The organism is Streptomyces sp. NPDC107538, from assembly GCF_055657445.1.
The window spans coordinates 62,114-73,848 of sequence record NZ_JBVKAY010000007.1 but is presented as its reverse complement, the minus strand read 5'-3'; the positions used below and the strand labels follow the sequence as shown (position 1 = coordinate 73,848).

The following is an 11,735-nucleotide window of genomic DNA, read 5'->3' as shown; positions in this document are numbered from 1 at the left end:
GGTTTGTGGGCGGGTGCGGGTTCGTTGTGGCTGGTCGCGCAGTTCCCCGCGCCCCTGGGTGGGTTGGTCTGGCCCTTCTCTCAAAAGGAATCCCCTTTCATGTCTGACAAAATCACCGTCGCCGGGGTCTCCGTCGACACCCGGCACTGGATCGGTGGGCGGCGGGTCGCCTCTGCCGAGACCTTCACCGACGTCTCCCCCATCGACGGGCGCGTCCTCGGCGAGATCGCTCGCGGTGGTGCCGTCGAGGTCGAGGCCGCTGTGGTCGCTGCTCGGGAGGCGTTTCCCTCCTGGGCCGCCACCTCGCGCGCCGAGCGTGCCCGGATCCTGCACGCCATCGCCGACGGGGTCGAGAAGCGGCTCGAAGAGTTGGCGATCGTCGAGACGAACGACAACGGGGCGTTGCTGCGGTCGCACCGTCGGGGTGTGATGCCCCGGGTGGCGCACAACTTCCGGTTCTTCGCGGACTGGTTGCTGACGTTGGAGCACGAGGAGTTCGAGACGCGCGGGCACGGCAATCGTGTGAGCTGGGATCCGGCGGGGCCGTCCGTGCTGATCACGCCGTGGAACGCACCGCTGATGCTGGCCACCTGGAAGGTCGCGCCGGCGTTGGCGGCCGGTAACACGGTGATTCTGAAGCCCGCGGAGTGGACGCCGCTGACCGCGTCGCTGCTGGCGGACATCGCCGCCGAGGCGGGGCTGCCCGCCGGGGTGCTCAATGTGGTGCAGGGGTACGGGTCGGAGATCGGTGACGCGCTCACCTCGCATCCGGACGTACGGCGGATCAGCTTCACCGGGTCGGTGCCGACAGCCAAGCGGATCGCCGCGTCGGCGGCGCCCAACCTCACCCCGCTCAGCCTCGAACTGGGCGGCAAATCACCGCTGTTGGTGTTCGCGGACGCCGATCTGGAGCTGGCCGTCGACCTCGCGGTGGAGCAGTACGACAACGCCGGGCAGGTGTGTCTGGCGGCGACGCGGTTCCTCGTCGAGGAGTCGGTCGCCGAGGAGTTCACCCGGCGGTTCGTCGAGAAGGCCGGCGCCCTCGTACAGGGGGATCCCCGGGACGAGGCCACCGACATCGGGCCCAACATCCATCCCCGACAGCTGGAGAAGATCGACGGGTTCGTGCGGCGGGCCGTCGCGGACGGGGCCCGGGTGGTCATCGGCGGGCATCGCAACGACGGGCAGTACTACGCGCCCACGCTGCTCACCGAGGTCGCCCAGGACTCGGAGATCGTGCAGGAGGAGGTCTTCGGGCCGGTCCTGACGCTGCAGACCTTCGCCGACGAGGACGAGGCGGTCCGGCTCGCCAACGACACCCGGTTCGGGCTGGCGGCCACCGTCGCCACCGGTGACACCGAGCGCGCCGCGCGGGTGACCGGGCGGCTGGTGGCGGGCACGGTGTGGGTGAACTGCTTCTTCGTCCGCGATCTGCGGGCGCCCTTCGGCGGCTCCCGGCACTCCGGCGTCGGCCGGGAGGGCGGCACCTGGAGCTTCGACTTCTACTGCGACCTGAAGAACACCGTGACCGCACCGAACGGATGGAACAGCCATGGGTGAGATCGTCGGGGCGGGGCTCCTCGCCCATGTGCCCACCATCGTGCTGCCGGAGGCCGACCGGCTGGAGCTGAACGAGGGCAAGGAGATCACCCTCGTCACCGGTCTGCGGGAGCTGCGCCGGGACGTCTTCGAGCGCGACGACTACGACACTGTGGTGGTCCTCGACTCGCACTGGGCGACGACCGTCGAGTTCGTCGTCGCCGCGCAAGCGCGCCGGGCCGGGCTCTTCACCTCCGAGGAGCTGCCGCGCGGGATGTGCCGGATGCCGTACGACTTCCCCGGTGATCCCGAACTCGCCCTGAACATCGAGAAGTTCGCGGACAAGCACGGCACCTGGATCACCGCGATCGAGGACGAGTACCTACCGATCTACTACGCCACGATCAACCTCTGGAAGTTCCTCGGCGAGGGTCTGCCGGACAAGCGGTGGGTGACCATCGGGGTCTGTCAGACCGGGGACATGGAGGACCATCTGCGGCTGGGGCGGGCGCTGGCCGACGGGATCGCCGCGACTCCCGGGCGGCGGGTCCTGATCATCGCCTCCGGTGCGCTGTCGCACACCTTCTGGCCGTTGCGCGAGCTGCGGGACCACGAGGCCAGCGACCCGGTGCACATCCGTACGCCCGAGGCCCGCGCGGCGGACTACGAGCGCATCGCGTGGTTCAAGGAGGGCCGGCACGACAAGGTCCTCGACACCATGGACGCGTTCTGGAAGCAGAAGCCCGAGGCGAAGTTCTTCCACTACCTGATGCTGGCCGGCGCGCTGGGCGAACAGGCCTGTGTCGCCAAGGGCCGGCAGTACGGCGAGTACGAGAACTCCGTCGGCACCGGACAGGTGCACCTGTGGTTCGACCGCCCGGCCGCCGGCTGGACCGGCGCCCCTCACCCGCTCCCCTAGAAAGGCCCCCCGCCATGCCCGAGTACCGCCGCATCCTCCTCGACGGGGCCACCGTCCAGGTCACCGTCGACGGAGACGAACTGGTCGCCGGGGACGGCCGCCGCGTCAAGACCGAGGAGGCCCACCACCTTCCGCCGGTCGTGCCGTCGAAGATCGTCGCCGTCCACCTCAACCACCGCAGCCGTGTCGACGAGTTCCGGATCGATCTGCCGGAGACACCCACCTACTTCCACAAGCCGACCTCCTCCCTCAACTCCCACCAGGGCGCGATCGTCCGGCCCGAGGGCTGCAAGTGGCTCAACTACGAGGGCGAGGTCGCCATCGTCATCGGGAGGACCGCGCGGAACATCGCGCCCGAGGACGCGGGCGCGTACATCGCGGGCTACACGGTCGCCAACGACTACGGGCTGCACGACTTCCGGGACACCGACGCCGGTTCGATGTTGCGGGTGAAGGGCTCCGACACCCTCTGCCCGCTGGGCCCGGGGCTCGTCACCGACTGGGACTTCCACGGCAAGCGGCTGCGGACGTACGTCAACGGCGAGGTCGTCCAGGACGGTTCGACGGACGAGATGAAGTGGGACATGCACTATCTCGTCGCCGACATCGCCCGCACCATCACGCTGTACCCGGGCGACGTACTCCTCTCCGGCACCCCGGCCAACTCCCGGCCGGTACAGCCCGGTGATGTCGTGGAGGTGGAGGTGGAGGGCCTCGGCCGGCTCACCAACCACATCGTCACCGGCCCCACCGCCGTACGTACCGACGTGGGCGCGCAGCCCACCGAGTCCGAGGAGGTGCTGTCCACGGCACTCGGCGGCGACTGGGAGTTCCGTGGCGTGCGGCCGCCCCGGCGGTGACGTCCCGGGGTGGAGACGGGCAGGTGGCCGGTGGGAGGAAGGCGGGTAGGGTCACGCGCATGACCGACTCCGCCGACGTCCCCGAGAGCCGACGGCCACGCAAGCGCCTCCACTACGGCGAGGGCCGCGAGGCCCTGCTGAACGCCGCCGTGCACGTGGTGGCGCGGGGCGGGCTGCGCAAGCTCACCTATCGGGCGGTCGCGGAGGAGGCGGGGGTCACCCATGGGCTCGTCGTGCACCACTTCGGGTCGCGGGACGCGCTGATCGAGGAGGCCCTCGCCCACACCATCCGCACCTCGCTCGACACCAGCTCCCTGGAGCCGGGCACCGGCAAGGTCGCGGACTTCTCCACCGGGCTGTCGGAGATGGTCACGGCCGATCCGGACACCCAGGCCTTCCAGTACGAACTGCTGCTGGAGTCCCGCCGCCGCCCGGAGCTGCTGCCGCAGATCCGTGAGCTGTACGACGAGTACTTCGACGCCGCCCAGCGCGAGCTGGGCCGGATGCTGCCCGCCGGCGCGGACAAGGCGCTGACCCGGCTGGTCTTCGCCGCGCTGGACGGTCTCGTCCTGCACCAGCTCGTCTTCAACGAGCCGGAGGTCACGGACCGGGCCGTGGAGGAACTGCGCGCCCTTCTGCGGCTGCTGCACGCGAACGGCGACGACCACCCACAGGGCCTCTGACCTCAGCGGTCGCGGCCCCGGGCGTCTCGGCGTCCGGGGCCTTTCGGCATGCCCGTGGACGTGCCCGCGCGGCCCTGTCACACCTGCCGAAAATCTTCACGTGACCCCTTGCCAAACGGATAGTTCCAGCCCACGATGAGGCAACTCGTTTGGGCCTAAACGAATCCCATCCCTCCCCGTCCCCGACAGGTGATCCGAGTGGACAGTCAGACGGCGGTCGCCCCGCACCACGCGCAAGACCCCTCCACGGCAGGCAGGCTCAAGCCCGATTCCCTCGGCGTCCTGGGCATCCTCTTCTTCGTCCTTTCCGCCCAGGCGCCGCTGACCGGTATCGCCGGCGCCGTCCCCATCGCCGTCGTCATCGGCAACGGGGCCGGGGTCCCGGCCGCGTACGTCGTGGCCGGTGTGGTGATCCTGCTGTTCTCCATCGGCTTCGTCGCCATGGGCCGCCATGTCGTGGACGCCGGAGCCTTCTACACCTACATCGGCAAGGGCCTCGGCCGGTCCACCGGCTCCGGCAGCGCCGGCGTCGCGCTCTTCGCCTACTGCGCCATCCAGGCCGCGATGTACGGGCTCTACGGCGCCACGGTGAGCGGTCTCGTCGAGCACTATGCCGGGGTCGACGTCGCCTGGTGGGTGTGGGCGCTGGTGACGATGGTGGTCGTGCAGATCCTCGGCGCCGCCGGGATCGAGATGGGCGCCAAGGTGCTGGCCGTGTTCGTGCTGGCGGAGTTCAGCATCCTGATCGCCTTCGCCTTCGTGACCTTCTTCAAGGGCGGCGGCCCCGAGGGGCTCGGCTTCGCCGACAGCTTCTCGCCGGACGCGGCGCTCCAGGGCGCCCCCGGTGTGGCGCTGATGTTCGCCGTCGCGTCGATGTTCGGCTTCGAGGCGACCGCCATCTACGGCGAGGAGGCCCGGGAGCCCAAGAAGACGGTGCCGCGCGCCACCTATCTGTCGGTCGCGGTGGTCACCGGCTTCTTCGCCTTCACCTCGTGGATGCTGGTCTCCGCGCACGGCGCCTCCCAGGCGACGGCGGAGGCGGGCAAGGCGCTGGAGGGCGGCGACGCGGCGGGCTGGGTCTTCGCCCCCATCGCGGCGGAGTTCGGCGCCTGGACCGGCGACGTCCTGCCCGTCCTGCTGGCCACCTCGCTCTTCGCCGGCATCCTGGCGTTCCACAACTCCGCCAACCGCTATCTGTTCTCCCTGGGCCGCGAGGGCCTGCTGCCGCGCGGACTCACCTCGCTGAACAGTCGCCACTCCCCCTGGGCCGCCGGCATCGTCCAGACCGTGATCGCGGCGGCCCTGGTCCTCCCGTTCGCCCTGCTGGGCAAGGACCCCGTGCTGACGCTGTTCTCCTGGTTCAGCGGCGTGGCCGTCCTCGCGATGATGCTCCTCTACTTCCTGACCTCGGTCTCCGTGGTCGTCTTCTTCCGCCGCTCCCGCGCCGACACCCGGCCCTGGAACACACTGATCGCCCCCGTCCTCGGTGCGCTCGGCATCGCCTGGGCGATCTGGCTGATCATCGAGAACTTCACCACGCTCATCGGCGGCGACCGGACCACCGCCGTGTGGCTCCAGCTGACCGTCCCGGCGGTCCTGGTCCTGGGTCTCGTCGCGGCCCGGGTGACCCGGGGCGCGCGGACCACCACGGACGCCTGACCGGCTCGGACCGCCAGGGTCGCCTGACCGGCTCGGGCCGCCACGGACGCCTGACCGGCTCGGACCGGCCTCCGCTCGCCGTCACCGTTTCCGTTCGAGTCCCGCCGAGCCCACAACAAGAAGAGGAGAGCCCATGCCCGCCGCCCCCGCCCACGACACCCTGCTGCGCCGCGCCAAGGAGCTGGAGCTGCCCGGCCTGCACCACATCGACGGGGTGGACGAACCGGGCGGGGGCGCCTCCTTCGCCGTCGTGTCCCCCCGTGACGGGCAGGTCCTCGCCGAGGTCGCCGACGCGGGCAGCGCCGAGGTCGACCTCGCCGTGGCCGCCGCCCGCCGCGCCTTCGACTCCGGCCCCTGGCCCCGCCTCGCCCCCGCCGACCGGGGCCGGATCCTGCTCCGCGTCGCCGAACTCCTCGAAGAACAGCGGGAGAAGCTCGCCCTCACCATCACCCTGGAGATGGGCAAGCCGTACACGGAGGCGCACGACATCGAACTGCGCGCCGCGATCACCACCTTCCGCTGGTACGGGCAGCTGGCCGACAAGCTCACCGACGAGTCACCCCACACCGCCCCCGACTCCCTCGCCCTGGTCACCAGGGAACCCTCGGGTGTCGTGGGCGCGGTGGTGCCCTGGAACTTCCCCCTCACACTGGCGAGTTGGAAGGTCGCCCCGGCGCTGGCGGCCGGCTGCACGGTCGTCCTGAAGCCGTCCGAGAACTCCCCGCTCTCCGCGCTGCTCCTCGGCCGGATCGGCACCGAGGCCGGACTGCCGCCCGGTGTCCTCAACGTCATCGCCGGTGACGGCCCGACCGCCGGGCGGGCCCTCGGCCTCCACCCCGACGTGGACGTCCTCGCCTTCACCGGGTCCACGGCCGTCGGCCGGCACTTCCTGCACTACTCCGCCGACTCCAACCTCAAGCGCGTCTGGCTGGAGTTGGGCGGCAAGTCGCCGAACATCATCCTCCCCGACGCCCCCGACCTGGAGAAGGCCGCCGCCACCGCCGCCTGGGGCATCTTCTTCAACCAGGGTGAGATGTGCACCGCCCCCTCCCGGCTCCTGGTGCACTCCTCCGTCGCCGAACGCGTCACCGAGGCCATCGTGGCCCGCGCCCGGGAGCTGCGCGTCGGCGATCCGCTCGACCCGGCCACCGAGATGGGCGCCCTCGTCCGCGAGGCCCATCTCGACCGGGTCCTCGACCACATCGGCACCGGTGTCGAGGAGGGCGCGCGGCTGCGGGCGGGCGGCGAGCGCACCCTCACCGACACCGGCGGCAGCTATCTGCGGCCCACCGTCTTCGACCGGGTGGACCCCGGAATGCGGCTGGCCCGTGAGGAGATCTTCGGCCCCGTCCTGTCCGTCCTCACCTTCGACGATCTCGACGAGGCCGTACGGCTCGCCAACGCCACCGAGTACGGCCTCGCCGCCGGCCTGTGGACCGCCGACCTGTCCACCGCCCACAAGGTCTCGCGCGCGCTGCGGGCGGGCACGGTGTGGGTCAACTGCTACGAGGAGGGCGACCTGACCGTCCCGTTCGGCGGGATGAAGCAGTCGGGCAACGGCCGGGACAAGTCCGCCCACGCCATCGACAAGTACACCGAGCTGAAGACGACCTGGATCCAGCTGTGACCCGATCCGTGACCCGACCCCGGCCGTTGATCGCGATTCCCGCCCGTTTCGCCGCCACCACCTCCGCGCTGCGGTACGCCGCCGAGGTCAACGCCCGCGCGCTCGTCGAGGCGGTCTGGCGGGCGGGCGGCGAACCCGCGACCATCCACCCGGCCCCCGACAACGAGGGGACGGCCCGCCTCGCCCGCTTCGACGGCGTCCTGCTCCCGGGCGGCGGCGACCTCGCCCCGTACCGCTACGGCGCCACCGACACCCACCCCGAGGTGTACGACGTGGACGAGACACAGGACGCCTTCGATCTCCGAGCCGCCCGCACCGCCCTGGACCTGGGCATCCCGCTGCTGGCCATCTGCCGGGGCCTCCAGGTCGTCAACGTGGCCCTCGGCGGCACCCTGGAACAGGACATGGGCGGCCCCGACCGCGAACACCGCCACCTCGTGCACCCGGTGGCGCTCCGACCCGGCACCCTGCTGGAGCGGGCCACCGGCGTACAGAAGGTGGAGGCGTCCTGCTACCACCACCAGCGGGTGGACGTGCTCGGCGAGGGGCTGGAGATCACCGCCCGCGCCGCCGACGGCACCGTGGAGGGCCTAGAACTCCCGGGCGCCCCCGGCTGGTTCACCGCAGTGCAGTGGCACCCCGAGGACACGGCCTCAGAGGACCCCGTACAGCAGGCCCTCTTCGACGCGCTCGTACGGGCGGCCGGGGACGGACGCTGAACCGGGCCGCCGCTGTCGACGGCGGCCCGTCCGCGAGCGTCGCGTCCGCCGCCCGCCGTCAGTCCTCGCCGCCCTCCAGGTCCCCCTCCGCCTCCAGGTACACCTGACGCAGCCCCTCCAGCACCGCCGGGTCCGGCTTCTCCCACATGCCGCGCGACTCCGCCTCCAGCAGCCGCTCGGCGATGCCGTGCAGGGCCCAGGGGTTGGCCTGCTGGAGGAACTCACGGTTGGTCTCGTCGAGGACGTAGGTCTCGGTGAGCTTGTCGTACATCCAGTCGGCGATGACACCCGTGGTGGCGTCGTAGCCGAACAAGTAGTCCACCGTCGCGGCGAGTTCGAAAGCGCCCTTGTAGCCGTGGCGGCGCATCGCCTCGATCCACTTGGGGTTGACGACACGGGCCCGGAAGACTCGGGACGTCTCCTCCACCAGGGTGCGGGTGCGGACCGTCTCCGGGCGAGTGGAGTCGCCGATGTACGCCTCGGGGGCCGTGCCCCGCAGGGCGCGGACGGTGGCCACCATGCCGCCGTGGTACTGGAAGTAGTCGTCGGAGTCGGCGATGTCGTGCTCACGGGTGTCCGTGTTCTTCGCGGCCACCTCGATCCGCTTGTACGCGGTCTCCATCTCCTCGCGCGCCGGACGGCCGTCGAGTTCCCGGCCGTACGCGTAGCCGCCCCACACCGTGTAGACCTCGGCGAGGTCGGCGTCGGTGCGCCAGTCGCGGGAGTCGATGAGCTGGAGCAGGCCCGCGCCGTACGTCCCCGGCCGGGAGCCGAAGATCCGGGTGGTGGCCCGGCGTTCGTCGCCGTGGGAGGCCAGGTCCGCCTGGACGTGGGCGCGGACGTGGTTGACCTCGGCCGGTTCGTCGAGCGAGGCGGCCAGCCGTACGGCGTCGTCGAGCAGCCCGATGGTGTGCGGGAACGCGTCGCGGAAGAAGCCCGAGATACGCAGGGTGACGTCGATACGGGGGCGCCCCAACTCCTCGGCGGGGACGGCCTCCAGACCGGTCACCCGGCGTGAGGCGTCGTCCCAGACGGGCCGGACGCCGAGCAGGGCCAGTGCCTCCGCCACGTCGTCGCCGGCCGTGCGCATCGCGCTCGTCCCCCACAGCGACAGCCCGACCGACGTGGGCCATTCGCCGTTGTCGGTGCGGTAGCGCTCCAGGAGGGAGTCGGCGAGGGCCTGGCCGGTCTCCCAGGCGAGACGGGAGGGGACGGCCTTGGGGTCGACGGAGTAGAAGTTGCGGCCGGTCGGCAGGACGTTGACCAGGCCCCGGAGCGGGGAGCCCGAGGGGCCCGCCGGGACGAAGCCGCCGTTCAGGGCGTGCACGCTGTGGTCGAGTTCTGCCGTGGTCGCCGCGAGCCGGGGGACGACCTCGCGGGCGGCGAACTCCAGGATGGCGGCCACCTGTTCGGCGCGCTCGGCGGGGACGGCCGCCGCGACGACGGTGGGGACGGCGGCCGGGTCCCAGCCCGCGTCCTCCATCGCCTGGACCAGCGCGCGGGCCTTCTCCTCCGCCTCGTCGGCGGTCGTCCGGGTCGCGGCGGACTCGTCGAGGCCGAGGGCCTCGCGCAGGCCGGGCAGGGCGGTGGTGCCGCCCCAGATCTGGCGGGCGCGCAGGACGGCGAGGACGAGGTTGACGTGGTCGGCGCCGGCGGGCGGGGTGCCGAGGACATGCAGACCGTCGCGGATCTGGGCGTCCTTGACCTCGCAGAGCCAGCCGTCGACGTGGAGCAGGAAGTCGTCGAAGCCGTCGTCCTCCGGGCGGTCGTTCAGACCGAGGTCGTGGTCGAGCTTGGCGGCCTGGATGAGGGTCCAGATCTGGGCGCGGATCGCCGGGAGCTTCGCCGGATCCATCGAGCTGATCTGGGCGTACTCGTCGAGGAGTTGCTCCAGGCGCGCGATGTCACCGTAGGAGTCGGCGCGGGCCATCGGCGGCACGAGGTGGTCGACGAGGGTGGCGTGGACGCGGCGCTTGGCCTGGGTGCCCTCGCCCGGGTCGTTGACCAGGAAGGGGTAGACCAGGGGGAGGTCGCCCAGGGCCGCGTCCGGACCGCAGGCGGCGGACAGGCCCGCGTTCTTGCCGGGCAGCCACTCCAGGTTGCCGTGCTTGCCGAGGTGGATCATCGCGTCGGCGCCGAAACCGCCGTCGTCGGCGCGGGCCGCGATCCAGCGGTAGGCGGCCAAGTAGTGGTGGGAGGGCGGAAGATCGGGGTCGTGGTAGATCGCGATCGGGTTCTCGCCGAAGCCGCGCGGCGGCTGGATGAGGATCAGCAGATTGCCGAAGCGCAGGGCCGCGAGGACGATGTCGCCCTCCGGGTTGGCGCTGCGGTCGACGAACATCTCGCCGGGCGCCGGACCCCAGTGCTCCTCGACGGACGAGCGCAGCTCCTCGGGGAGCGTGGCGTACCAGCGGCGGTAGTCGGCCGCCGGGATACGGACCGGGTTGCGGGCCAACTGCTCCTCGGTCAGCCAGTCCTGGTCGTGGCCGCCCGCCTCGATGAGGGCGCGGATCAGCTCGTCGCCGTCGCCGGAGGCCAGCCCGGGGACGTCGGCGCCCCCGAAGTCGTAGCCCTCGTCGAGGAGTCGGCGCAGCAGGGCGACCGCGCTCGCCGGGGTGTCCAGGCCGACCGCGTTGCCGATGCGGGAGTGCTTGGTCGGGTAGGCGGAGAGGACGAGCGCGAGGCGCTTGTCGGCGTTGGGGATGTGGCGGAGTCGGGCGTGGCGTACGGCGATTCCGGCGACGCGGGCCGCGCGCTCGGGGTCGGCGACGTAGGCCGGGAGGCCGTCCTCGTCGATCTCCTTGAAGGAGAACGGGACGGTGATCAGGCGGCCGTCGAACTCGGGGACGGCGATCTGGCTGGCCGCGTCGAGCGGGGAGACACCCTCGTCGTTCTCCTCCCAGGCGGCGCGCGAACCGGTCAGGCACAGGGCCTGGAGGATCGGCACGTCGAGGCCGGTGAGGGCGCCCGCGTCCCAGGACTCGTCGTCGCCGCCGGCCGAGGCCTCGGCGGGCTTGGTGCCGCCCGCGGCGAGGACGGTGGTCACGATGGCGTCGGCGGCGCGGAGTTCCTCGATCAGCTCGGGCTCGGGGGCGCGCAGCGAGGCCACGTACAGCGGGAGCGCGCGGGCGCCGGTGTCCTCGATCGCCTCGCACAGGGCGTCCACGAAGGCGGTGTTGCCGCTCATGTGGTGGGCGCGGTAGTAGAGCACGGCGACGGTCGGGCCGTTCTCCGCTGCCCGGGACTCGCGCTCCAGCGGGCCCCAACTCGGCGCGGGCGCCGGTGCGTCGAAGCCGTGGCCGGTGAGCAGGACCGTGTCGGAGAGGAAGCGGGCCAGCTGCTCCAGGTTGGCGGGGCCGCCGTGCGCGAGATAGGCGTGCGCCTCGGCGGCGATGCCGACCGGGACCGTGGAGGCGGCCATCAGCTGGGCGTCGGGCGCCTGTTCGCCGGTGAGGACGACGACCGGGCGGCCGTCGGCGAGCAGCAGGTCGAGGCCGTCCTGCCAGGCGCGGATGCCGCCGAGGAGGCGTACGACGACCAGGTCGGTGCCGTCGAGGAGGCCCGGGAGGTCCTCCAGTGCGATCCGGGAGGGGTTGGCGAAGCGGTACGGGACCGGGCCGCCGGCGGCGCGGGCGCTGAGCAGGTCGGTGTCGGACGTCGACAGGAGCAGGATGCGGGGCTGCGTCGAGCGCTCCCCGGACGATGACTGCATGCGGCTGCTGGCCTTCC

At 71.8% G+C, this 11,735-nt stretch carries 8 protein-coding genes; 7 read left to right on the top strand and 1 reads right to left on the bottom strand.

The window, feature by feature from the left end; translation table 11 throughout:
• Positions 1–99 precede the first annotated feature (99 nt).
• From ACZ7MG_RS25045 to ACZ7MG_RS25015, 7 genes are all read left to right on the top strand, one after another.
• A complete protein-coding gene (locus ACZ7MG_RS25045; RefSeq protein ID WP_471380670.1) occupies positions 100–1,560 on the top strand; it encodes an aldehyde dehydrogenase in 1,461 nt (486 codons plus the stop codon).
• Positions 1,553–2,458, top strand: a complete 906-nt coding sequence (locus tag ACZ7MG_RS25040) for a 3,4-dihydroxyphenylacetate 2,3-dioxygenase (RefSeq protein ID WP_471380669.1) — start codon at positions 1,553–1,555, stop codon at positions 2,456–2,458. Before ACZ7MG_RS25045 ends, ACZ7MG_RS25040 begins: the two co-directional genes overlap by 8 nt.
• A gap of 14 nt (positions 2,459–2,472) precedes the next feature.
• Complete coding sequence (locus tag ACZ7MG_RS25035; protein ID WP_471380667.1) at positions 2,473–3,318, top strand: fumarylacetoacetate hydrolase family protein; 846 nt, start codon at positions 2,473–2,475, stop codon at positions 3,316–3,318.
• 59 nt (positions 3,319–3,377) lie between these two features.
• Positions 3,378–4,001, top strand: coding sequence for a TetR/AcrR family transcriptional regulator (locus ACZ7MG_RS25030; protein ID WP_471380665.1), 624 nt, complete (start codon positions 3,378–3,380; stop codon positions 3,999–4,001).
• Between the two features lie 198 nt (positions 4,002–4,199).
• A complete protein-coding gene (locus ACZ7MG_RS25025) occupies positions 4,200–5,660 on the top strand; it encodes an APC family permease (RefSeq protein WP_471380663.1) in 1,461 nt (486 codons plus the stop codon).
• Positions 5,661–5,793: 133 nt separating this feature from the next.
• A complete protein-coding gene (locus tag ACZ7MG_RS25020; protein ID WP_471380661.1) occupies positions 5,794–7,287 on the top strand; it encodes an aldehyde dehydrogenase in 1,494 nt (497 codons plus the stop codon).
• Positions 7,288–7,295: 8 nt separating this feature from the next.
• Positions 7,296–8,006, top strand: a complete 711-nt coding sequence (locus ACZ7MG_RS25015; RefSeq protein ID WP_471946158.1) for a gamma-glutamyl-gamma-aminobutyrate hydrolase family protein — start codon at positions 7,296–7,298, stop codon at positions 8,004–8,006.
• A 58-nt stretch (positions 8,007–8,064) separates the two neighbouring features.
• On the opposite strand, the gene cobN is transcribed toward ACZ7MG_RS25015, so the two are convergent.
• The gene (cobN, locus tag ACZ7MG_RS25010; protein WP_471380658.1) at positions 8,065–11,718 is read right to left on the bottom strand and encodes a cobaltochelatase subunit CobN; all 3,654 of its coding nucleotides are present in this window, start codon (positions 11,716–11,718) and stop codon (positions 8,065–8,067) included.
• Positions 11,719–11,735 lie beyond the last annotated feature (17 nt).